Origin of the sequence: Sphingomonas sp. Ant20 (assembly GCF_000783375.1) — a bacterium.
Taxonomy (GTDB): Bacteria; Pseudomonadota; Alphaproteobacteria; order Sphingomonadales; family Sphingomonadaceae; genus Sphingomonas; species Sphingomonas aerolata.
Window position 1 is genome coordinate 1 of record NZ_JRVI01000065.1, and the last position, 21,103, is coordinate 21,103.

The window sequence follows — 21,103 nt, forward strand, 5'->3', positions numbered from 1 at the left end:
TGCGCCGGCGGCCCCCGCTCCACAGACCGCCCCAGCCGCCACCCAGCCGGTCGACGTCGAGGCGGTGCTCTCGGGCATGGCGTCGCGCAAGAATTCGGACCTCAACTGGCGCAGCTCGATCGTCGACCTGATGAAGCTGCTCGACCTCGACTCCAGCCTCGACAACCGCAAGGAACTCGCGACCGAGCTCGGCTATACCGGCGCGAAGGACGGCAGCGCGGAGATGAACATCTGGCTGCACAAGGCCGTGATGCGCGAACTGGCCAAGAATGGCGGCACCGTTCCCGCAGGTCTGCAGGACTGAGTGGTCGGGCGCCGGCAACCAAGGCCGGCGCCAAGCATTGAGGTGATACCGACAACCCTCTGAAAGGACGCGAAATGCGCGCTATGACGCTGGGCCTTATGGCTGCCTCCACCCTGATCGCCGGTTGCGTCGGCGGTGGCGGCGACCGCTACGGCGTCGACCCGCGCTATCGGTCCTACGACTATAACCGGCCCGACCCTGCCTATGGCAGCTACGACGCCGGCCGCTACTACCGCGACGACCGCCGCTACCGCGAACGCCGCCTGTCGAACAACGACCGCATCTACCGCGGCAATGACGGCCGCTATTATTGCCGTCGCAACGACGGGACGACCGGTCTGATCGTCGGCGGCGTGGCCGGCGGCGTGCTCGGTAACGTGATCGCACCGGGCGGTTCGGGCCTGCTCGGCACCGTGCTCGGCGCGCCGGCGGCGCGCTCGCCGGACGCGCGGTCGATCGCGGCAACACCCCGGCACGCTGCCGCTAATGTCCGGGGCTGGCGGCGTTCTGTTACGCCGCCGGCCTTGGCGCTGCGGGGGATCTTTCTGATGGTAATGGTCGTCTAAAAACACCGCCAGATTTGCAATTTCGGGTCGTCTGGCCCATATGGAGATTTGCTACAGTCGCATATCGACGGTTCTTGGCGCTTTGCGGCACCTTTCTCCTTCTTTCCCTGCTCCGCGGCATCGGGCGGTCCGAACCTCGGATTGCCCCATAACAAAGAAGGAGCCATCGCATGGCTATCACTGGCACCGTAAAGTTCTTCAACGCCGACAAGGGCTATGGCTTCATCGCTCCCGATGGCGGTGGCAACGATGCATTTGTGCACATCACCGCGGTTGAGCGCGCCGGCATGCCGACGCTGAACCAGAACCAGCGCGTCACCTACGAGCTCGAGCCCGACAAGCGCGGCAAGCAGTCGGCTGTGAACCTCCAGCCGGCCGACTGAGGCTGTCGGCGGACTTGTCCGCCGATGACTGATTTCGGTTGCGGCGCGGCGACCCCTCTGGTCGCCGCGCCTACTTCCTCTAGGTCCTCAGGAGCGCAGCAGCATGGCCGATAATCCAGAATTCTACCGGGCCCGCGCTGAAGAAGAGCGTCGCAATGGCGATGCCGCCTCGCTCGACAATGTCCGCGACCGCTGCCGCCGCGCCGAAAAGGCCTGGGATGACATGGCCAACCGTGCCGAGCGCACGCAGACGTTGCGCGCCGCCCGCGAAGCTGCCCCTCCCGGTGGCGAGCGCATGGCAAATACCACGATGATCCCCGCCGAATAAGATCGGCTTAGAACGGCCGCCGCCATCGGCGGCCGTTTCCATATTTAGCGTTTGAGCGTGGCTACACGCCGCACCGTCAGCGCACTCCACCTGTATCCTTCCATTTGTCGAGGATTTCCGGCGCGGGCGGTAATCGATCCGCTTCGATTGGCGTCGACGCACGAGCGACCGCACTTGTTGGAACCGTCGCCGACATGGTGTCAGCCGGACCTGAATCGCCTCTGGTGCCACCCGCGCTATCAGGCAGCGCTGTGGTCGAGAGTACTGCAAATGCCGCGCCGGTGGCCCCGCCTGGCACGGGCTCGTGACCGAGATAGTGCTGGTTAAAGGCAGCAACGGTGCCCCAATAGTCTCGCCACCGGTGGAAGAAATGTGCACCGACGACCGCCGTCATCACCAGACTACGGCTCCAGGGCGGCGTGACGGCATAGGTATGATAATGCGTTGCCAGTCCGACCGGAGTGTAGACATAGCCCGCCAAAGCCATCGCCGCATTCCGCTCAGCCCGGACCCAGGCAAACCTGGCCGGCGCGTGCGCGGTGGCACCGTCACAGGCAAAGCTAAACTGACATGCAGTCGGTGCCCCGCCCGAATGCGGCCCCTGATAGACCACGCCGCAGACGCTTGCCGGGAAGGCGGGATGGCGGACACGATTGAGAATGACCTGAGCAACCGCGCGTTGCCCGGCATCGGGCTCGGATGCGGCCTCGTAATAGATCGCAGTCGTCAGGCAGAACAACGCCCGCGCCCGGTCCGCCGCGCTGGTCCTCGTCATTGAAAAGGGACGCGCCGCCACGATGCCGGGATCCCCTGTACGAATATCAACGGAACTGGGCACCTTGGGGAGGGCGGTCGTTCCCGTCACCCCGGGGACGGGAGCCCCAAAGTCCCCGGGAATGCTCTTGAGGGCATTGCTATGGGGCCCCTCGCCATCACCGCCGCGCAGAGGTGTCCCGGCATCCCTTGGCGCGTAGCGGAACGCCGCGTGCGCAAACAGCGCGGTCGACGCGATCACGCCGGATATGGCCACCGGCAACCATCGACGTCTCGATGACCGGGAGGCCCAGCGCGTCGTGTTCAAAATCCCGCTATCCTTGCGCCACCGTCATCAAAGACGGCCAGCCATATCGCAGGAAACCCTACCGTTCCGCTACCGAATGCCCGCGGTCCTCCCGACGAGAGTCATTTAAGTGCGGCGGTATCGAGCTTTAACGCAGCCTCGGGGATCAGCTCGGTCTGCGGGTAGGCTTGACGGAGCGAGGGGGCGAACTGCCTGGCATCGCCGACAACCACAATACTGGCCTTTTTGGGATCGAGCAGCGCCGCGGCTGCGGTTTGGACCGACGCGGAATCAACTGCGCCAACCTTTGCCGTAAACTGCTGCAGTTCATCGACGCTGACGCCGTTCTGGACATAGGATCCCAGAATTCCCGCCACGCCGGACGTCGTCTCGATCCCGCGCCCGAAATTCCCGACAAGTACCGCCTTGCGTGTCTCCAGTTCGCCCGGGGATACGGGCGCCTTGCCCATGCCCGCCAGCTCCGCTGCGATCAGCGAGACGACTTCCGTTGCGGTAGGGTTCTTGGTCTGTGTCCGCGCGGCAACCGTTCCCTGTGTCTTCCCCGCGTCCAGCGTGCTGCCTGCGCCATAGGCCAGACCGCGCTTGATCCGGATTTCCTGGTTCAATCGTGAAGAGAAGCCTCCGCCAAGCACGGTGTTCGCTACCGCTAGCGAATAATAGCGGGGGTCGGTACGTGCGATCGCCGGCCGGGCGACGACGACGCCAGCTTGGCCCGCATCGGGCATGTCGACGACGATCACGCGAGGCGCCGGGTAATCGATCGCCATGGCGGGTGTCGTCGCCGCGCCGGTCTTCTTCCAGGGGCCGAATTGGGCGTCGGCCAGCGTCTTCGCCTGCGCTGCGGTGACGTCGCCGACCATGATGAGCGTAGCCTGATCGGGGCTGAAGCTGCGCGCATAGGCCGCGGTGATGTCGGCCCGGGTGATCGCCTTCAACGAGATCGGGGTGCCGCCGATCGGTGCGCCATAGGCGGACGCGCCGAGAACCGCCCGGTCGGCGACCAGTGCGGCAAGCTGCGCCGGATTCTTGAGCGCGAGCGATACCGCGTCGATTTGCTGCGTCCGTGCCCGTTCGATTTCGTCGAGCGCGAACGCGGGGTGCATCGCTACATCGGCAAGGATCGACAGGGCAGGGGAGAGCTGATCCGCCTTCACCGTGACATCGACGGCGGCACCGTCGCTGCCCGCATCGCTGCCGATCGATCCGCCGAGCCCTTCGATCTGCCGCGCAATCTGCGTGGCCGTCCGCGTGCGCGTGCCTTTGGTCAGCAACTCGGCCGCCAGGCTGCTGACACCTGCCCGATTAGCAGGATCGGTTGCCGCGCCGCCACCGGTAACGAGATAGGCGGTGACGATCGGCAGATCGTGCCGCTCTACGGTGATAAGCCGCATGCCATTGGCGAGCTGGGTCGAGATCGGGCTGGGGTAGGGTCGGCGAAATCGGTGTACCGGGGGGCGGGGGGAAGGACGCGCTGTCCTTCGGCGGCGGGGGTAACAATCTCGACGCTGGCAGGCGCCTTAAGATCGGCGACGCGGACGGTGGGGGCCACATCGATCGTCGCGACCCGCGTCGCGGCCGGCTTGGCATCGAGCGGGAGATACCGGATCGTCGCGGATTGCGCGTCAGCCAGATAGGTCCGTGCGACGCACTGGATATCTGCGGCCGTGACCTGCGCAATAGCCGCGAGCTGGCGGTCTGCGGCGCGCGGATCACCATCCACGATCACCGATGACGCAAGGGTGCTCGCCTTTCCTTCGGCGGTTTCCCGGGCGATGATCGACGCTGTCAGAATTTCGTTCTTCGCCTCGGCCAGTTCGGCAGGCGTGACGGGGGCATCGCGCAGCCGTGCGATCTCTCGCTTGAGCGCGGCCTCGCCAGCGTCAACGCTCTTGCCCCCGGCCATGATGGCATAGACGACCAGATTGCCAGTCGACTGCTTGCTGTCGATCATGCGTCCGCGGACTGTGCGAGTTGATCGCGGTAGACGACGCTTTCGTAGAGCCGCGAGCTCTCGCCCTCCGACAATATCGCTTTCAGGAGACTGAGCGCGGGGATGTCGGCAGCGCGGTCCGCCGGAATATGATAGCTGATCAGCACCGCGGGGAGCGGCGTGTTGGGCTCGTAGACGGTACGCGTCACGGCTTGGGTACGGGCCGGCTCGGCGACCGTCACCCGGGGAATTTCCCCGCTCGGCTTCTTGATGGGGGCGAAGTAGGTGTCGATCCACCGGTCCAGCTGTGCAGGCTCGAAATTGCCCGAGACGACCAGAACCGCATTGTCGGGTCGGTAATAGGTTGCATGAAAGGCGCGGACGTCGTCGATGCCGGCGGCTTCGAGGTTTTCCAGGCTGCCGATTGTGCCACGTGCATAGGGATGTCGTACATAGGCAAGCGCGGGATAATAGAGTGAGAACAGCTTGCCATAGGGCCGGGCCAGCGTGCTCTGGCGAAGCTCCTCCTTCACGACGTCGCGTTCGGAGGCGAAGCTCTTGGGTTCGACCACAAGGCTCGCCATTCGGTCGGCTTCGGCGAACAGCAGACGCTGCAAGTGATTGGCCGGCACCACCTCGTAATAGTTTGTATAGTCGTCGTTGGTCGATGCGTTGTTATAGCCGCCGACGTCCTCGGTCAGCCGGTCCATCTGTTCTGACACCAGGTTGCGGGTCGATTTGAACATCAAATGTTCGAACATATGGGCAAAGCCGGACCGGCCCTTGGGATCGTCCTTCGACCCGACGTCATACCAGACCTGGACCGACACGTTGGGTGTCGCCGTGTCCCGGATGGCGTAGACACGCAAACCGTTGGCCAGCACGCGCTCAGTGAAGGCGAGCGGCTTTACGGAAACGTTCGACGTAGATTTTGGGGGGGCGGACTGCGCCACCACCGCTGCAGGACAACAGGCTGCACCAAGCAGCAAGGCGGAGCGGAGGAGGCGCATCTGTGTCCTTACTTCTGGGTACGCGAGCGGTTAAAAAGCACCGCGCCGGCGATGGCGGCTGAGCCTATGCCGACGCCAAGCCCGATCTTCGCAAGTGGCCAGGTCTTCGCTTTCTCTACGGTCGCGCCTTTGCCGCGGCTTCGGCGTGAAGCTTTGCTTCCTTGGCTGCGGCGAGGATTTCGTTGGGGGTATCGTCGTCGGCAGCCGTTGTGATGGGATCGGTCACGTCACTCTCCTAACTCGATTTCCGACCATACTCCGCTCGGAAATCATTTGCGAACTTCGTCAATGTGCCGGCGGCGATCGCAGCGCGCAGATCTGCCATCAGCGTTTCGTAGAACCAGATATTGTGCTCGGTCATCAACATCGCGCCCAGCATCTCGCCCGCGCGGACGAGATGATGCAGATAGGCCCGGCTCCAAGTGGCGCAGACCGGGCAGGCACAGTCGGCCGCCAGCGGCGACTGGTCCTCGGCAAACCGGGCGTTGCGGATGTTGATCGGCCCCTTGCGCGTGAACGCCTGGCCGGTTCGCCCTGACCGGGTCGGCATGACGCAATCGAACATGTCGATTCCGCGCTCGACAGCGCCCACGATATCATCAGGCTTGCCGACGCCCATCAGGTAGCGGGGTTTATCGGCGGGCAATTGTCCCGGCGCGAAATCCAGGCATCCGAACATCGCCTCCTGTCCTTCGCCGACCGCCAATCCGCCGACCGCATAGCCATCAAAGCCGATATCGATCAGCGCGTCCGCCGAGGATCTGCGGAACGACTCATTCAGCGCGCCTTGCTGGATTCCGAAGATCGCGTTGTTCTCCGCATGCGCACCGCCTGCATCGAAGGCATCGCGTGATCGCTTCGCCCAGCGCATCGATCGTTCCATGGCGGCGGCCTGAACCTCCCGCGTGGAGGTCGTCGGGACAAGCTCGTCGAACGCCATGACGATGTTCGACCCCAATAAACGCTGGATCTCGATCGACCGTTCGGGGCTGAGCAGGTGCCGGGTGCCGTCCAGATGCGATTTGAACGACACGCCCTCCTCGGACCGCTTGGTAAGATCGGCAAGGCTCATCACCTGATACCCGCCCGAGTCGGTCAGGATGGGCTTCGACCAGCCCATGAAGCCGTGAAGCCCGCCCAGTCGCGCGACGCGTTCCGCGCCCGGACGCAGCATGAGATGATAGGTATTGCCAAGGATGATTTCGGCCCCGGCGGCCGCCACGTCGTCGGGCTTCATCGCCTTGACCGTCGCGGCGGTGCCGACCGGCATGAAGGCGGGGGTACGGATCACGCCGCGCTGCATCGCGATCTGGCCCGTGCGTGCTGCGCCATCGGTGGCGGAAATCGTGAAGTCGAAACGTGGGGACACGGGATGATCCATTAACGGCGCTTGCCGCGCGGTGGGGCGTTGGGGGCGAAGCTCCTGATCGTCAGCAGTTCCTCGCGTACGAGTACGCCGTCGCGGTTGCGGTCGAAGCGGAGAAAGAACTGCGCAAATCGGGCCTGAAGTTCGGCAAGGGTGATCGCGTTGTCGCCGTCGCGATCGACTTCGAAGGGGCTGGGCAGGGCGTTGCGATCGCCAAGCCATTTCAGCGACCAGTCGGCATAGGCGATATAGCCGATCTTACCCGTCGTGCTGCCCTCGGCACCCGCAAAGCTCCGCGCGAGGCAAGCGTCGAGTTCGGGCCTGGTCACCCGCGCGTCGCGATCCGCATCGCAGGCGGCGATCAGCATTGCGGCCGGTTCGGCAAAGATCGTTGCGGGCGGTTGCGCGATCCCAGCGGAAGGCACGACCTGCAAGGCCAGAATCAACGGGATCAACATGGGCCGGTCATGGCAGCAGCAGGCTGGCATCGCCATAGCTGTAGAAGCGATACTTGGCCGCAATTGCATGCGCATAGCCGGCCTGCATCCGCTCGCGTCCCATCAGCGCCGATACCAGCATGAACAACGTCGATCGCGGAAGGTGGAAATTGGTCATCAGGCCATCGATCCCCTTGAAGCGGTAGCCCGGCGTGATGAAGATCGCCGTGTCGCCCTCAAACGGGCGGATGATGCCGTCGTCACCGGTCGCGCTCTCGATCAGTCGCAGCGATGTCGTGCCGACCGCGATCACCCGGCCGCCGGCGGCGCGCACCGCATTCAGCTGGTCCGCCGTGGTGGCATCGATCCGGCCCCATTCGGCATGCATCTGGTGATCGTCGGTATCGTCCACCTTCATCGGCAGGAACGTGCCCGCACCGACGTGCAGCGTCAGCGTTGCCTTCCCGATGCCCGCAGCCTCGAGCGCCGCCATCACCGATGGGGTGAAGTGCAGCGCCGCGGTCGGCGCCGCGACCGCGCCGGGCTCGGCGGCGAACATTGTCTGGTAATCCTCGGCGTCGCGCGCGTCCGTCGGGCGCTTCGCCGCGATATAGGGAGGCAAGGGCATTCGCCCCGCGCGATCGAGCAGCAGTTCGATCGGTTCGTCGCCTGCGAATTCGAGCGCGTAGCTGCCGTCTTCTGCCCGGTCGACCGCCCGGGCGACGGCGCCGTTGCCAAAATCGATCGGATCCCCATCGCGCAGACGGCGCGCATTTCGAATGAAGGCGCGCCAGCGCCGCGGCCCCTCGCGCTTGTGCAGCGTCGCCCCGATCTTCGCCCCGGACGAGAGCTGCCCGTCCTGCTCGATCCCAGCACGACGCCCTTCGAGCTGCGCCGGAATGACCCGCGTGTCGTTGAACACCAGCAGGTCGCCGCGACGCAGCTGTCCAGCCAGATCCGTGACGCGCAGGTCGCGTGTTGCATCCCCGTCTAAGACCAACAGCCGTGCGGCATCGCGCGGCGTTTCGGGCCGGAGTGCGATACGGTCGGTCGGCAGGTCGAAGTCGAAAAGGTCGACGTTCAACGGATTCTCACTTCTTCGCGGGGGCCTTCTTGGCAAGCTTGGGCTTTGCAACGACCGCCGGTGCTGGCCTCGACTTGCTGCTGCCGGTCCCCGGCAGGGTTACAGGCACGCCCAGTGCCGGTGGCGGGGTAACGGGCGCGGCGACATAGGCCGGTGGGCTGTCCGCAGCGATATAGGCGTGCAGGATACGCGAGGGGTTTGCCGGCGGCTCGCCGCGCTCAATGGCGTCGACATATTGCATGCCGTCGATCACCCGGCCGAACACGGTATATTTCTTGTCGAGGCTGAGGCGCGGCTGAAAGACGATGAAGAACTGGCTGTTCGCGCTGTCTTCCTTTTCCGAACGCGCCGCGGACACCGCGCCGCGAACGTGCGGCAGATAATTGAACTCGGCCTTCACGTCGGGCAGGGGTGAGCCACCGGTACCGTCACCCTTTGGATCGCCGCCCTGTGCCATGAACCCGTCGATCACCCGGTGAAACGCCAGGCCGTCGTAGAAATGCTGCCGGGTCAGGGTTTTGATGCGCTCGACCATCAAAGGGGCGACGTCGGGACGAAGCCAGATCGTGACCCGGCCCCCCGTCGACAGGTCAAGCAGCAGCAGGTTCTGCGTGTCCGTCGTCAACGGCGGGGTAGCGCGTCCGGCAACGGCGGGATCGATGATCTGGGCGGACGCAGGCGCCGCGACGAGGCACCCGAGGATCGCAAACATACCGGCGAAAAAGCGCATCAAATCCCTACTCGCATTGGCCATGAGGCCGGGGCCGACCTTGAAGCCCGCCGCTTAGAACAAATCCGTGCTTGCGCCAAACTGAACATCGTCTGCCGACTGGCGTCCCGCGCGCGTCAACTTCCCTTGCGGCCGATCTGATTGACGCGGGCAATGACCTCTTCACTGACGGCAGGCGGCACGAATTTGGCTATGTCCCCGCCGAAGAGCGCGATTTCCTTGACCAGCTTGCTCGCAATCGGCTGCAGCGCGACATCCGCCATCAGGAACACCGTCTCGACCCGCGGATTGATCTGCTGGTTCATCCCCGCCATCTGATATTCATATTCGAAGTCGGCGACGGCACGCAGACCGCGGACGATGACCTTTGCCCCTTCGCGCTCGGCAAAATCCATCAACAATGAGTCGAACGCGACCACGTGGATCTCGCCGGCCACGCCGTCTACCTCACGCCTCACCATCGCCATGCGTTCCTCGATCGTGAACATCGGCGATTTGGAGGCGTTCGTCGTGACGCCGACGACCAGCCGGTCGACGAGCTTCGCGCCACGCCGGATGATGTCCATATGGCCTAGCGTGATCGGGTCGAACGTACCCGGGTAAACACCGACCCTTACGGTCTCTTGGCTTGCCGTCATGGTCGGTGTCTCCGGAAGAGGTCAGCGGTCGCGATCAAGCACGAAGCGTGCGATCTCGCGGAGCAGATCGGCCTCGCGGCCATAGCTGTGCAGATGCGCGATCGCCTGCTCGACAAGCATGCGGGCCTGTTCACGCGCGCGCTCCGCGCCGAGCAGCGACAGGAATGTCTCCTTGCCCGCACCGGCATCCTTGCGGAGACGTTTGCCCGCCGCCGTCTCATCGCCTTCGGCATCGAGCAGATCGTCAGCAATTTGAAAGGCAAGTCCCAGGTCGTGCGCATAGCCGCGCAGGCCAACCCGGCCCTCGGGCGCAATCCTGCCAAGAATGGCGCCTGCTTCGACGGACGCCAAAATCAGCGCACCGGTCTTCATCTGCTGAAGCCGGGTGACAGTGTTGAGATCAAACCGGGCATTCTCCGCCTCGAGATCCATCATCTGGCCGCCGGCCATGCCAGTCGGGCCGGACGCCTTGGCAAGGTCGAGCACCAGATCGGCGCGCACGAACGGATCGGGGTGCGTTGACGGGTCGGCGAGGATCTCGAACGCCAGCGCGTGAAGGCAGTCACCTGCGAGGATCGCGCATGCTTCGCTGAACATCTTGTGGACGGTCGGCTTGCCACGACGCATGTCGTCGTCGTCCATGGCCGGGAGATCGTCATGGATCAGCGAATAGACATGGATCGCCTCGATGGCCGTGGCCACCCGCGCCGCACAAGCACGGTCGACCCCAAACAGACTGGCGGTCGCGAAAACGAGCAACGGGCGTAGCCGCTTGCCGCCGCCGATCGCGGCATGACGCATCGCGCGATACAGGTCCGCACGCGGATCTTTGGGGATCGCCAGAAGGACGTCGAACTGCGCGTCGATCTCTGCGGAAACCTCCGCGAGCGCTTCTGCCAGCGATTGCGGCAAGGTCGTCATGCGCGGCTCAACCTGCCGCAAAGGGGCGAACCCCAGCCGGCTTACCCTCGGCATCGAGCCGGATCGCTTCGATCCGCGCCTGCGCAGCGTCGAGCCGATCGGCACAACGCTGGCGCAGCTTGTTGCCGCGTTCGTAAAGCTCGATCGCCTGCTGCAGCGGCGTATCGCCACGCTCGAGCTGCCCCACGATCGTCTCCAGCTCTTTCAATGCCTCTTCGAATGAGAGGTCTTCGGTCGGCGTTTCCATGCGTGCTGCTATGGAGCAGGCGCGCGACGGGGGGTCAAGGACGCGTCGACGGCGGAGGCTATGCCGTGACCGGCACGCGCCGAGTTTGCCGCGAATTCTAGCGCAACCGGTCGACGGTCCAGGTGTAAAGCACCGATATGCCGATCAGCCCCAGGTCGACGGCAGCCTGCATCCTGTGCGGCGCGGGGTCGGACGGGTCATGCGTGATGAGGCGGATATCCGCCGTCGGTCGCGGCATTACTGCGAGCGTCAGCACCAGCGCTGCGACAGCGAGGCCAGCCTTACGATTACGCATCGTCATTCCCCCGGCGGAAGCTGCATCCTGACGTCGTCAATCCGCTTTGACAAGCCGCGGCACCAGGCACCGCATTCAGGCGGCCGAGACGAGGCTGACCGCGCTTCGCGATCGATCGCGCCCCGCCGCTTTGGCCTCGAACAAGGCGCGGTCGGCGTCGCGGTAGAGCGTCTTCCAGTCGGCGTCGTGCAACAGGGGGCCGGTGCATGTACCGATGCTGGCGGTGACGGTGATATCGTACGGCATCGACTGGCCGCGGACACGGTCGCGGATTGCGCAGGGCGAAACCGATGTCGAGGCATCGACGAGGATAGCAAACTCCTCGCCACCAATTCGCGCGATGAGCGTATCGGTTGGCAGTGCGCTGCGGAGCGCACGGGCGAAGGCCCGCAACACCTCGTCGCCGCCATCATGACCGATCGTCTCGTTGACCCGCTTGAAATGGTCGATGTCGGCGATCAGCAGCGTCTGCTCGCCGGGGCGGCCAATCGCGCGTGCCAGGAAGGCGCGACGATTAAGCAGGCCGGTCAGCGGGTCAGTATCGGCGAGCAGGCGCGCCGCGATCTCCTGTTCCCGCGCAGCGTCGCGTTCGCGGCTCAGCAACAGGATGCGATAGGCAATCGCCGTGCTCGACAGAAGCGCCTCGATCGCCATCGCGATGACCGTCGAATTGTCGACCAGCAGGCTCGGCTCGACCATCCCGAAGCTGCTGGCGATGCGAAGCCCGGACATGACGATCGGTGCACCCCACGCAAGCGCAAACAACCACAGATAATTGCTGCGGACGCGCCACGCGCGCCACAGGATGATCGCTACAACCCCGATGAACCCCAGATATGCGATCGACATGCCGGTATCGAGGACATGGATCGCGCGGGGGGGCGAGCATAACCCAGAGCCCCGCCATGCCGACCAGCCCGACCATCACCGCACTGCTGAGCGGCCGTACCCAACCCGAAAACACGGCGCGTTCGAAAAAGCTGCGGGCGAAAAGGAGTGCTGTGCTGGCGGATGCGGCCAGGAACAGTATGTTGAGCCGCTGGCGGTCGTTATTGTCGAGGCCCGTAAAGACTTGGCCCGCAGCACCTGATGACGTCGATACATAGGCCAGAAGGCACAGGACGAGCAGGCAGTAAATTGGCTGGAAGGACTGGCGAAGCGCTCCCCAGAGCGCCAGATTGTAGACGATCAGCGCGATCGCCATGCCGGCAAACGCGCCGTAAAGTGCGCCGCGCACGATCTCGGTCGTCGCCGCCTCGCCATGATCCGCCAGTGCCGGCTGCAGGATGACGCCGCGAAGGTTCGTGGCGCCTTCGACATGCCACAGGAGACGTACCGGTGGCGCGTCATGGCGCGGCAGCGGTTGCGAGAGGACGGCGCCGAGGTTCAGGATCTCATGGGCGGTTTTTGGCGTGACGCCGACATGGCGAATCGCACCATCGGCATAGCGGACATAGAGCGTGATGCGCGTCATCCAGATACTGCCGATACGCACGCTGGTGCCGCGTAGCTGAGCGGCGGGAAGCGGCTGTGACAGGACCCAGAAATCACCCGGGCCGAATCGGCGCTGTGGGGTGGTGCAGTCGAATCGTTCCGGCGTCTTGAACAGGGACGGCGCCGTCATGCCGGGTGCTGCGCGGACGAGACAGGTCGCCAGAGGGAAGGCGGTCGCGGCGGCGGGCGGTGCAGTCACCAGGCTGAGCGTCCACAGCAGCAAGACCATGACCCACCGCATATATGCCCGTATCCCCATGACATGCCTCGTAAAGCGCGTTCGGCAAAGAACGGTAAACGTGGCTGGCTATGGCACAAAAAAACCCGGCGGCAAGCGCTGCCGCCGGGTCTTATAAACACGGCTTGACGCCGTCTCGCTGCTACTTCGCAGAGACGGGTTCAGCCTTCCCCTTCTTCTTGGGCTTTTTCGGCGCTGCACTTTCAATCGCGAACGATAGCGCACCATCCTTCATCTTCACCGTCACCTCGCCGCCATGGACCAGTTTCCCGAACAGCAGCTCCTCGGCAAGTGGCTGCTTGATCTTTTCCTGGATCAAACGGCCCATCGGACGCGCTCCGTAGAGCTTGTCATAGCCCTTCTCGGTGAGCCACGCCTTCGACTCGTCATCGAGCTGGATATGGACGCCGCGGTCCGCCAGCTGAAGCTCGAGCTGAAGAATGAACTTGTCCACGACCCGGGCGACCACAGTCGTCGGCAGATAGCCGAACGGCACGATCGCATCGAGGCGATTGCGGAACTCCGGCGTGAACATCTTCTGCACCGCCTGTTCGTCCTCGCCTTCACGCGTAAGGTTACCGAAGCCCACCGTCTCGCGCGCCATGTCGCTGGCCCCCGCATTGGTCGTCATGATCAGGATGACGTTGCGGAAATCGACCGACTTGCCGTGCTGGTCGGTAAGGCGCCCGTTGTCCATTACCTGCAACAGGATGTTGAACAGGTCTGGATGCGCCTTCTCGATCTCGTCGAGCAGCAGCACGCAATGCGGATTTTGGTCGACCGCATCGGTCAGCAGACCACCCTGATCGAACCCGACATAGCCCGGGGGCGCACCGATCAGACGGCTGACCGAGTGCCGCTCCATATATTCGGACATGTCGAACCGCTGGAGCGGGATGCCCAGGATCGAAGACAGCTGCTTGGCCACCTCCGTCTTGCCGACGCCGGTGGGGCCGGTGAACAGATAGTTGCCGATCGGCTTCTCTGGCTCGCGTAGACCCGCTCGCGCCAGCTTGATCGCCGAACTGAGCTTCTCGATCGCCGCATTCTGCCCGAACACCACGCGCTTTAGATCTGTTTCGAGCGTGGCGAGCGCGAGCTTGTCGTCGGTCGAAACCGATTTCGGCGGGATGCGCGCCATGGTCGCGATGACCTGTTCGATCTCCTTGGGGGTGATCGTCTTCTTGCGCTTGTTCGGCGGCACCAGCATCTGCATCGCACCCACCTCGTCGATCACGTCGATCGCCTTGTCGGGCAGTTTGCGGTCGTTGATGTAGCGCGCGCTGAGCTCCACCGCCGACTTGATCGCGTCGGGGGGTGTATTTGACGTTGTGGTGATCCTCGAACGCCGAGCGCAGGCCCGCCAGAATCTTGATCGTGTCCTCGATCGTCGGCTCGTTCACATCAATCTTCTGGAAGCGCCGCAGTAGGGCGCGATCCTTCTCGAAATGATTGCGGAATTCCTTGTACGTCGTTGAGCCGATGCAGCGGATCGTGCCGCCCGAGAGCGCCGGCTTGAGCAGATTTGACGCATCCATCGCACCGCCGCTCGTCGCGCCTGCACCGATGACTGTGTGGATCTCGTCGATGAACAACACCGCGTCCGGCATCTTCTCCAACTCGTTGACGACTGCCTTCAGGCGTTCCTCGAAATCACCACGATACCGGGTGCCTGCCAGCAATGCGCCCATGTCGAGCGAATAGATTACCGCCGGCTTGAGCACGTCGGGGACCTCGCCCTCGACGATCTTGCGCGCGAGGCCTTCCGCAATCGCGGTTTTTCCGACGCCGGGATCGCCGACATAAAGCGGGTTGTTCTTCGACCGGCGGCACAGGATCTGGATCGTGCGATCCACCTCCGGCCCGCGCCCAATCAGGGGATCGACCTTCCCGTTCTTGGCTTTCTCATTCAGGTCGACCGTGAATTGTTTGAGCGCGCTTTCCGTCTTGCCCTTCTCCTGTCCCTTGGTCGGCTTCTCGTCGTCGGCACCCTTGGGCGTCGAAGCTTCGGTCGGCTGCTGTCCGCCCTTGCCGACGCCGTGGCTGATGAAGCTGACCGCATCGAGGCGGCTCATGTCCTGCTGTTGCAGGAAATAGACGGCATAGCTTTCCCGCTCGCTAAACAAGGCAACGAGCACATTGGCACCCGTCACTTCGTCGCGGCCCGAAGACTGGACATGAAGGATGGCGCGCTGGACGACGCGCTGGAAGCCGCTCGTCGGCGAAGGATCGGTCGCGGCATCGACCTTGAGCGCATCGAGCTCGGTGTCGAGATAATGCGCGACCGTGGTTTTCAGTTCGCCCAGATCGACGTTGCAGGCGCCCATGACCTTCGATCCGTGCTCGTCGTCGATCAACGCCAGCAAGAGATGCTCGAGCGTCGCATATTCGTGGCGTCGGGACGATGCAGCCTCGAGTGCCTTGTGCAGGGTGGTCTCGAGGGCGGGTGCAAATGACGGCATTTACATTACTCCTGTCGGGCCACGCAGACGCAGGCCCTTTGGCACTATGTCGGAACGGTAATCGATCGCATCAAGCACTTGACCCCGCCGGCCTGCGTTCCTGCACCGTCCAAATGCGGACCGCCGAGACGAGGTCGAGGACATCACCGTCTAAATAGGTCGTCGGCGCTGGCGCGGTGGCTGATCGCTCGATCTTTTTTCAACTGGCAGCGCGCAATCTCGCCTTGCAGCACGGTGATCCGCGCATCGAGCTCGGCGACCGAGAGCGAGTCGATGTCCTGACGCACGAGCGCATCGAGGAAATCGTCGGGACGAGAGGGGGCGTCATCCGGATCCATTGCGCCTGTAACGTTGACCCGCACCGGAGTGATGTCAATAAGGCACGGGAATCCAATGGGGCGTCTCGATCACATGACTGCAAAAACCGTGACTCCGCGTTACATCGTCCCTGACGTCATGAAGGCAATCGATCCCGAAGCCCCGGGAGGCCCTGAAGTGCTCGTCCTTGTGGAGCGCGCCGTGCCGCATCCCGGAGCCGGCGAGGTCCTCGTCAAGGTTGCGGCGGCGGGCGTCAATCGTCCCGAGGTGATGCAACGGCAGGGTAAATATCCGCCGCCGCCCGGTGCCCCGTCGATCTTGGGCATGGAGATTGCCGGGACGATCGTCGCGGTCGGCGACGGGGTCGGCGAGGAACAGATCGGGCAGCGGGTCTGTGCGTTGATCACGGGCGGTGCCTATGCCGAATATGCGGTTGCGCCGTTCGGCCAGTGCCTCTCCGTGCCCGAAGCGCTGACGATGGTCGAAGCCGCGGCGATGCCCGAGACGTTGTTCACGGTGTGGACCAACCTGTTCGAGCGTGCCTATGCGACCGAAGGCGATACGGTACTCGTCCATGGCGGCACGAGCGGGATCGGCACGATGGCGATCGGCTTGTGTGCCATCTTCGGGATCGACATCATCGTCACCGCGGGCTCGAAGGCGAAATGCCAAGCCGCGCTCAGCCTCGGCGCGACGCACGCGATCGACTACAAGACCGAGGACTTCGTCGAACGGGTCAAGCAGATCACCGGCGGCAAGGGTGTTGCGGCCGTACTCGATATGGTGGGTGGCGACTATGTCGCGCGTAATCTGCAATGTCTGGCCGAAGACGGGCGGCACGTATCGATCGCGGTTCAGGGTGGGGCGAATGCGACAGTGCCGCTGTTCGAGATCATGCGCCGTCGTCTGACCTTGACGGGATCGACGCTGCGCCCGCGTGATACCGCGTTCAAGTCGCTCGTGGCCGATGAACTGGCACGGACGGTCTGGCCGCATGTCGAGGCCGGCAAGCTCAAGCCAGTGATCGATCGCGTCTTTGCCTTTGCCGACGCCCCGGCGGCGCATGCGCGGATGGAGGCGGGCGATCACGTCGGGAAGATCGTGCTGTCCATGACGTGACGCGGACATGCCTGACCAGGCTGTCCCCGAGCCGCCTCTGTATTCGTGACGGAGGCTGTGCGTCGTCCGATGACTTAGAATAGTCACCGGACTGCGACTGCCATGTCATATTGCGCCGCTAGACAGGACCGCAACGAACAGATTTGCGGGGCAGGCCGATGGACATCGTCACGTTTCCAACCGACGCGTTGCCGATAGCCGATGTGGCGGACATCGCGGACTTCATCCATTCGCGACCCGTTGTGCCCGAACGCGTGGTCGACCGGCGGCAATATCGCACGATCTGGATTTCCGACGTCCATCTCGGCACGCGTGGCTGCAACGCGGCGATGCTCAACGACTTTCTCGACCATGTCGACAGCGAGACGATGTTCCTGGTCGGCGACATGATCGATGGCTGGCGATTGAAGAAGAAATTCTACTGGCCGGCGGCGCATAACGACGTGCTGTGGCGGCTGCTCAAGCGCGCGAAGCGCGGTACGCGGGTCGTCTATATTCCGGGCAACCATGACGAGGTGTTCCGGCAATATTCGGGGCTCGACTTCGGTGGGATCTCGATCCGGCGCAAGGCGATCCACGAGACCGCCGACGGCCGCCGCCTGCTGGTTCTGCACGGTGACGAGTTCGACGCTATCACGCTGGCGCATCGCTGGGTCGCGCATATTGGGGATGCGGCGTACACATTGCTCATGGGGCTCAACCGGTGGGTGAATGGCGCGCGCCGACGCCTCGGCATGCCCTATTGGTCGCTCTCGAAACACGCCAAGGCCAAGGTCAAGAACGCGGTCGCCTTCATATCGCATTTCGAAGAAGTCGTCGCGCACGCGGCCGGCGTGCGGGGGGTCGACGGCGTCGTGTGTGGACACATCCATACCGCGGAAATGCGCGATATTGCCGGCGTTGCCTATTATAACGACGGCGACTGGGTCGAAGGCTGCACGGCACTTGTCGAGCATTTCGACGGGCGAATGGAACTGCTTCACTGGGCAGACGAGATCGCCGCACGCGAAATCGACAACGTCGTCACGCTGGCCGCCTGACCCACGTCAATTCGGCTCATGCCGCGATTACCCAAGGAGACCCCGATGCGTATCGCGATCGTCACCGATGCCTGGAGCCCGCAAGTCAACGGCGTGGTTCGCACCCTGCAGTCCGTCCGACGGGAACTCGAAGCGGTGGGTCATCAAGTGCTGATCATATCCCCCGCGCAGTTCGCCTCGATGCCGTGTCCGACCTATCCCGAGATTCGGCTGGCCTTTGCACGGTCGGGCGCGGTCGGACGATTGCTCGAAAGCTTTGGCGCCGATGCGATACACCTCGCGACGGAAGGTCCGGTCTGCCTCGCTGCACGAGCCTGGTGCCTGGCCCGAGATCTGCCGTTCACGACCGCCTATCATACCCAGTTTCCCGATTACATCGCGGCACGGACGGGCGCGAACCCCGCCTGGATATGGCGCTATATTCGCTGGTTCCATCGTCCCGCCGAGTCGATCCTGGTCTCCACGCCGTCCGTCGCGGCAACACTTACCGCACAGGGGCTGCATCAGGTTCGCGAATGGGGGCGAGGCGTCGATTTTGCACAATTCGGGCTGGACGGCGCCCGCGATCCGGAGATGGCGGCGCTGCCCGGCCCGATCCTGCTCTATGTCGGGCGCGTCGCCGTCGAGAAGAATGTCGAGGCCTTCCTGTCGTCCGCGCATCGGGGAACGAAGGTCGTCGTCGGCGACGGACCCGGGCGCGCCACGCTTGCACGTCGCTTCCCCGATGCCGTGTTTCTTGGCCAGCGTGACGGACAAGGGCTGGCGGCGGCCTATCGTACCGCGGACGTCCTCGTCTTTCCCAGCCGGACCGACACCTTCGGGCTGGTCATGATCGAGGCGCTCGCGTGCGGGACTCCCGTTGCAGCCTATCCCGTCGCAGGCCCGATCGACGTACTCGACCCGCGCGTTGGCGTGATGCATGAGGATCTCGACGAAGCGATCGCGGCGGCACTGACCCGCGATCCTGTCGCCTGCGCCGCCTATGCTGCCCGGTACAGCTGGCCCGCAAGTGCGCGCCAGTTTCTGCGTGCCCTTGTTCCGCTTGCCCGTCCACTCGATCGACCGCGCATGGCGGCATGATGCGACGCGACGATCGCGCGCTTGCCTGTTAGTCATGGGCGCACTAAGCCGTGTGTCATGTCAGGCCGCTCCGAAAGGGGCGGCCCTTTCTATTTTTACGGAGTTTCCGCCGTGGCCCAGCCGCTCATGCCCCATGCGACCGCCGCCTGGATGGTCGACAATACTGCGCTCAGTTTCGAACAGATCGCAGACTTTTGCGGTCTGCACATTCTCGAGATCCAGGCGATCGCCGACGACACCACGTCGACCAAGCTGACGGGGCGCGATCCCGTCCGCGCGCATGAGGTCACGCAGGACGAGATCGACAAGGGCGCGGCCGATCCCGATTATCAGCTCAAGATGATCAAGGGTCCCGAGCAGGTCCGCCGGACCAAGGGCCCGCGTTACACGCCGGTGTCCAAGCGCCAGGACAAGCCCGATGGCATTGCCTGGATTATCCGTAATCATCCCGAGATCACCGATGGCGCGATCTCGCTGCTGATCGGCACGACGCGCACGACGATCGCTGCGATCCGTGACCGTAGCCACTGGAACATCGCCAACATCACGCCAAAGGATCCGGTCACGCTCGGCCTGACGTCGCAGCGCGAACTCGACGCCGCGGTTGCCAAGGCCGCCAAGGCGGCAGGTATGGAAGCACCGACCGACACGCGTCTCGAAGGTGATCGTGAGGCGCTGCTCGAGCAGCTTCGTAACGAGCGTACGCAGGCAGCGGCGGACGCGCAGTTCGTCGCAGAGGGCGGTGTCCTGCCGGTCAAGCCGCTGTTCGACGACCCCTTCAAGCGCTGAACGTTCCCGGTCCCCGCGTGGCGCGGTGCGGGGGCGGTACGGGCTATCGGATAGGTTTGCGGTCCTGACGGCGCGGGGATGGCCGGCGGCACAGGGCGTTGAGGGCATGCGGCATGGCTGATGCGCGTGTCGGCCCGGGGACTATCTCTGGCGCCTGGTGGTTGCTACCTGCGGCACATGACGTCGCCGCCGGCTCCACAGGATGAACCGCTAACACACAAGGGGCTGGTCTACCCCTTAGGCCACCGCGAGCCCGAACCCGGTAACGTATTTCGCATCGCTCCCGGCGTTGACTGGGTACGCCTCAAAATTCCCGGTCCGCTGCGCCACGTGAACTGCTGGATGCTCGCCGACGGCGACGGCGACGCGCTCGTTGATACGGGCATGAATACGCCGGAAGCTCGCGACGCGTGGACCGCAATCCTGGCAGGGCCGAAGTCGGGCGTCCGCATCACCCGCGTGATCGGCACGCATTTTCATCCTGATCATATCGGCCTTGCTGGTTGGCTGTGCGAGGCGCACGACGCGGCCCTCGTCATGACCCGGGGCGAATGGTTGACCGCACGAATGCTGGCCGCTGATGCCCGGGATGCCGTTCCTGCCGAAATGCTGGCATTCTGGCGCGGTGCGGGCTGGGACAATACGCAGATCGCGCATGCCAGTGCGAAGGGGTGGGCGGGATTCCGCAAGATCATCACGCCGCTTCCCTTGGGTTACACGCGGATCACCGACGGTGACGTGTTGACGGTAGGCCGCGATGACTGGCAGGTCGTGATCGGGTCGGGCCACAGCCCAGAGCATGCATGCCTTCTCAACGAAGCATCGGGCATCCTGATTGCCGGGGATCAGGTTCTGCCCCGTATCAGCCCGAATATCTCTTTGGGCATCACCGAGCCGCATGCGGATCCGCTGGGCGAATGGTTTGCCGCGATCGCCCGGCTCAAGACATTGCCCGCAGATTTGCTGGTCCTGCCGGGGCATGGCGATCCGTTTACTGGTCTTCATACCAGGCTTGGCGCGATGGATCGTGAGCACCGCGAACGGCTCGACGAACTCGCTGCCTTTCTCGCCGAGCCGCGTCGTGCGGTTGAGTGTTTCGGACGGCTGTTCCGGCGCGCAATCGGCCCCGATCTGCTCGGCATGGCGACGGGTGAAGCGCTCGCGCATCTGCGTCGGCTCGAGGTCGAGGGTCGCGCCGTTCGGGACAGTGTCGATGGCGTGTGGTGGTGGCGCGCAACGTGAG

23 protein-coding genes and 2 pseudogenes are annotated in these 21,103 nt (G+C 64.1%); 10 read left to right on the forward strand and 15 right to left on the reverse strand.

The genetic code is table 11. The features are described 5' to 3' along the window. The 4 genes and pseudogenes from NI18_RS10540 to NI18_RS23330 all read left to right on the forward strand — a co-directional run. Window positions 1–304, forward strand: a 304-nt coding sequence (locus tag NI18_RS10540; RefSeq protein ID WP_037529889.1) for a DUF3597 domain-containing protein, incomplete at its 5' end; no start/stop codon positions are given. A 74-nt stretch (window positions 305–378) separates the two neighbouring features. Beyond that, window positions 379–791: pseudogene (locus tag NI18_RS10545) on the forward strand (hypothetical protein). A gap of 249 nt (window positions 792–1,040) precedes the next feature. Continuing rightward, window positions 1,041–1,253, forward strand: coding sequence for a cold-shock protein (locus NI18_RS10550; RefSeq protein WP_031394996.1), 213 nt, complete (start codon window positions 1,041–1,043; stop codon window positions 1,251–1,253). A 103-nt stretch (window positions 1,254–1,356) separates the two neighbouring features. Next, the gene (locus NI18_RS23330; RefSeq protein ID WP_056405216.1) at window positions 1,357–1,581 is read left to right on the forward strand and encodes a hypothetical protein; all 225 of its coding nucleotides are present in this window, start codon (window positions 1,357–1,359) and stop codon (window positions 1,579–1,581) included. Between the two features lie 76 nt (window positions 1,582–1,657). On the opposite strand, the gene NI18_RS10560 is transcribed toward NI18_RS23330, so the two are convergent. The 13 genes from NI18_RS10560 to NI18_RS24325 form a co-directional block, all read right to left on the reverse strand. Continuing rightward, the gene (locus tag NI18_RS10560) at window positions 1,658–2,596 is read right to left on the reverse strand and encodes a cell wall hydrolase (RefSeq protein ID WP_306286355.1); all 939 of its coding nucleotides are present in this window, start codon (window positions 2,594–2,596) and stop codon (window positions 1,658–1,660) included. A 167-nt stretch (window positions 2,597–2,763) separates the two neighbouring features. Continuing rightward, window positions 2,764–4,053 carry a pitrilysin family protein gene (locus NI18_RS26905; RefSeq protein WP_306286356.1) on the reverse strand — a complete coding sequence of 430 codons (1,290 nt, stop codon included), beginning with the start codon at window positions 4,051–4,053 and terminating at the stop codon, window positions 2,764–2,766. Beyond that, window positions 4,035–4,613 (reverse strand): hypothetical protein, encoded by a 579-nt coding sequence (locus tag NI18_RS26910; RefSeq protein ID WP_306286357.1) that lies wholly within the window; start codon window positions 4,611–4,613, stop codon window positions 4,035–4,037. Before NI18_RS26910 ends, NI18_RS26905 begins: the two co-directional genes overlap by 19 nt. Beyond that, window positions 4,610–5,476: a pitrilysin family protein gene (locus NI18_RS26915; RefSeq protein ID WP_306286358.1), complete on the reverse strand. Its 867-nt coding sequence runs from the start codon at window positions 5,474–5,476 to the stop codon at window positions 4,610–4,612. The genes NI18_RS26910 and NI18_RS26915 overlap by 4 nt, the downstream gene beginning before the upstream one ends. 361 nt (window positions 5,477–5,837) lie before the next feature. Further along, a complete protein-coding gene (gene tgt, locus NI18_RS10570; RefSeq protein WP_306286359.1) occupies window positions 5,838–6,971 on the reverse strand; it encodes a tRNA guanosine(34) transglycosylase Tgt in 1,134 nt (377 codons plus the stop codon). 11 nt (window positions 6,972–6,982) lie between these two features. Then, window positions 6,983–7,426, reverse strand: a complete 444-nt coding sequence (locus tag NI18_RS10575; protein WP_037529892.1) for a calcium-binding protein — start codon at window positions 7,424–7,426, stop codon at window positions 6,983–6,985. Window positions 7,427–7,433: 7 nt separating this feature from the next. After that, entirely contained in the window at window positions 7,434–8,489 is a 1,056-nt protein-coding gene (gene queA / locus NI18_RS10580) for a tRNA preQ1(34) S-adenosylmethionine ribosyltransferase-isomerase QueA (protein WP_037529894.1), read from the reverse strand. Between the two features lie 7 nt (window positions 8,490–8,496). After that, a complete protein-coding gene (locus NI18_RS10585; protein WP_031439972.1) occupies window positions 8,497–9,219 on the reverse strand; it encodes a peptidylprolyl isomerase in 723 nt (240 codons plus the stop codon). Window positions 9,220–9,335: 116 nt separating this feature from the next. Then, window positions 9,336–9,857 carry a pantetheine-phosphate adenylyltransferase gene (gene coaD / locus NI18_RS10590; RefSeq protein WP_031439973.1) on the reverse strand — a complete coding sequence of 174 codons (522 nt, stop codon included), beginning with the start codon at window positions 9,855–9,857 and terminating at the stop codon, window positions 9,336–9,338. Window positions 9,858–9,878: 21 nt separating this feature from the next. Beyond that, on the reverse strand, window positions 9,879–10,778 hold the full coding sequence (locus NI18_RS10595) for a polyprenyl synthetase family protein (protein ID WP_031439974.1): 900 nt from the start codon (window positions 10,776–10,778) through the stop codon (window positions 9,879–9,881). Window positions 10,779–10,785: 7 nt separating this feature from the next. Then, window positions 10,786–11,025 (reverse strand): exodeoxyribonuclease VII small subunit, encoded by a 240-nt coding sequence (locus NI18_RS10600; protein ID WP_031394986.1) that lies wholly within the window; start codon window positions 11,023–11,025, stop codon window positions 10,786–10,788. A 97-nt stretch (window positions 11,026–11,122) separates the two neighbouring features. After that, window positions 11,123–11,320 carry a hypothetical protein gene (locus tag NI18_RS10605; RefSeq protein ID WP_031439975.1) on the reverse strand — a complete coding sequence of 66 codons (198 nt, stop codon included), beginning with the start codon at window positions 11,318–11,320 and terminating at the stop codon, window positions 11,123–11,125. Between the two features lie 75 nt (window positions 11,321–11,395). Then, window positions 11,396–12,169 carry a GGDEF domain-containing protein gene (locus tag NI18_RS24325; protein WP_128082187.1) on the reverse strand — a complete coding sequence of 258 codons (774 nt, stop codon included), beginning with the start codon at window positions 12,167–12,169 and terminating at the stop codon, window positions 11,396–11,398. 469 nt (window positions 12,170–12,638) lie between these two features. Here NI18_RS24325 and NI18_RS25670 point away from each other — a divergent pair, with 469 nt between their 5' ends. After that, window positions 12,639–12,830: a hypothetical protein gene (locus NI18_RS25670; RefSeq protein ID WP_198526999.1), complete on the forward strand. Its 192-nt coding sequence runs from the start codon at window positions 12,639–12,641 to the stop codon at window positions 12,828–12,830. Window positions 12,831–13,194: 364 nt separating this feature from the next. On the opposite strand, the pseudogene clpA reads toward NI18_RS25670, so the two are convergent. Both clpA and NI18_RS10620 read right to left on the reverse strand, forming a co-directional pair. Beyond that, window positions 13,195–15,514, reverse strand: a pseudogene (gene clpA / locus NI18_RS10615) (ATP-dependent Clp protease ATP-binding subunit ClpA). A 143-nt stretch (window positions 15,515–15,657) separates the two neighbouring features. Further along, on the reverse strand, window positions 15,658–15,852 hold the full coding sequence (locus NI18_RS10620; protein WP_031394982.1) for a DUF1192 domain-containing protein: 195 nt from the start codon (window positions 15,850–15,852) through the stop codon (window positions 15,658–15,660). Between the two features lie 118 nt (window positions 15,853–15,970). Here NI18_RS10620 and NI18_RS10625 point away from each other — a divergent pair, with 118 nt between their 5' ends. The 5 genes from NI18_RS10625 (at window position 15,971) to NI18_RS10645 (ending at window position 21,102) form a co-directional block, all read left to right on the forward strand. Then, window positions 15,971–16,951 (forward strand): NAD(P)H-quinone oxidoreductase, encoded by a 981-nt coding sequence (locus NI18_RS10625; RefSeq protein WP_031394981.1) that lies wholly within the window; start codon window positions 15,971–15,973, stop codon window positions 16,949–16,951. A 158-nt stretch (window positions 16,952–17,109) separates the two neighbouring features. Continuing rightward, window positions 17,110–17,991, forward strand: coding sequence for a UDP-2,3-diacylglucosamine diphosphatase (locus NI18_RS10630; RefSeq protein WP_031439977.1), 882 nt, complete (start codon window positions 17,110–17,112; stop codon window positions 17,989–17,991). A gap of 45 nt (window positions 17,992–18,036) precedes the next feature. Continuing rightward, window positions 18,037–19,071, forward strand: a complete 1,035-nt coding sequence (locus tag NI18_RS10635; protein ID WP_031439978.1) for a glycosyltransferase family 1 protein — start codon at window positions 18,037–18,039, stop codon at window positions 19,069–19,071. Window positions 19,072–19,182: 111 nt separating this feature from the next. Beyond that, on the forward strand, window positions 19,183–19,860 hold the full coding sequence (locus NI18_RS10640; protein ID WP_081874195.1) for a DUF1013 domain-containing protein: 678 nt from the start codon (window positions 19,183–19,185) through the stop codon (window positions 19,858–19,860). 120 nt (window positions 19,861–19,980) lie between these two features. Continuing rightward, entirely contained in the window at window positions 19,981–21,102 is a 1,122-nt protein-coding gene (locus tag NI18_RS10645) for an MBL fold metallo-hydrolase (RefSeq protein ID WP_081874196.1), read from the forward strand. The last annotated feature ends 1 nt before the right edge of the window (window position 21,103 follow it).

What these genes read in the sequence shown, in the direction of transcription:
- NI18_RS10585 (WP_031439972.1), bottom strand. Translation starts at nt 9,219, where the DNA reads ATGCGCTTTTTCGCCGGTATGTTTGCGATCCTCGGGTGCCTCGTCGCG.
- coaD (WP_031439973.1), bottom strand. Translation starts at nt 9,857, where the DNA reads ATGACGGCAAGCCAAGAGACCGTAAGGGTCGGTGTTTACCCGGGTACG.
- NI18_RS25670 (WP_198526999.1), top strand. Translation starts at nt 12,639, where the DNA reads ATGCCACAGGAGACGTACCGGTGGCGCGTCATGGCGCGGCAGCGGTTG.
- NI18_RS10630 (WP_031439977.1), top strand. Translation starts at nt 17,110, where the DNA reads ATGGACATCGTCACGTTTCCAACCGACGCGTTGCCGATAGCCGATGTG.
- NI18_RS10635 (WP_031439978.1), top strand. Translation starts at nt 18,037, where the DNA reads ATGCGTATCGCGATCGTCACCGATGCCTGGAGCCCGCAAGTCAACGGC.
- NI18_RS10625 (WP_031394981.1), top strand. Translation starts at nt 15,971, where the DNA reads ATGAAGGCAATCGATCCCGAAGCCCCGGGAGGCCCTGAAGTGCTCGTC.
- NI18_RS10605 (WP_031439975.1), bottom strand. Translation starts at nt 11,320, where the DNA reads ATGCGTAATCGTAAGGCTGGCCTCGCTGTCGCAGCGCTGGTGCTGACG.
- NI18_RS10550 (WP_031394996.1), top strand. Translation starts at nt 1,041, where the DNA reads ATGGCTATCACTGGCACCGTAAAGTTCTTCAACGCCGACAAGGGCTAT.
- NI18_RS23330 (WP_056405216.1), top strand. Translation starts at nt 1,357, where the DNA reads ATGGCCGATAATCCAGAATTCTACCGGGCCCGCGCTGAAGAAGAGCGT.
- NI18_RS10595 (WP_031439974.1), bottom strand. Translation starts at nt 10,778, where the DNA reads ATGACGACCTTGCCGCAATCGCTGGCAGAAGCGCTCGCGGAGGTTTCC.
- NI18_RS10645 (WP_081874196.1), top strand. Translation starts at nt 19,981, where the DNA reads ATGCGCGTGTCGGCCCGGGGACTATCTCTGGCGCCTGGTGGTTGCTAC.
- NI18_RS26905 (WP_306286356.1), bottom strand. Translation starts at nt 4,053, where the DNA reads ATGCGGCTTATCACCGTAGAGCGGCACGATCTGCCGATCGTCACCGCC.
- NI18_RS24325 (WP_128082187.1), bottom strand. Translation starts at nt 12,169, where the DNA reads ATGTCGATCGCATATCTGGGGTTCATCGGGGTTGTAGCGATCATCCTG.
- NI18_RS10575 (WP_037529892.1), bottom strand. Translation starts at nt 7,426, where the DNA reads ATGTTGATCCCGTTGATTCTGGCCTTGCAGGTCGTGCCTTCCGCTGGG.
- NI18_RS26910 (WP_306286357.1), bottom strand. Translation starts at nt 4,613, where the DNA reads ATGATCGACAGCAAGCAGTCGACTGGCAATCTGGTCGTCTATGCCATC.
- NI18_RS10600 (WP_031394986.1), bottom strand. Translation starts at nt 11,025, where the DNA reads ATGGAAACGCCGACCGAAGACCTCTCATTCGAAGAGGCATTGAAAGAG.
- NI18_RS10620 (WP_031394982.1), bottom strand. Translation starts at nt 15,852, where the DNA reads ATGGATCCGGATGACGCCCCCTCTCGTCCCGACGATTTCCTCGATGCG.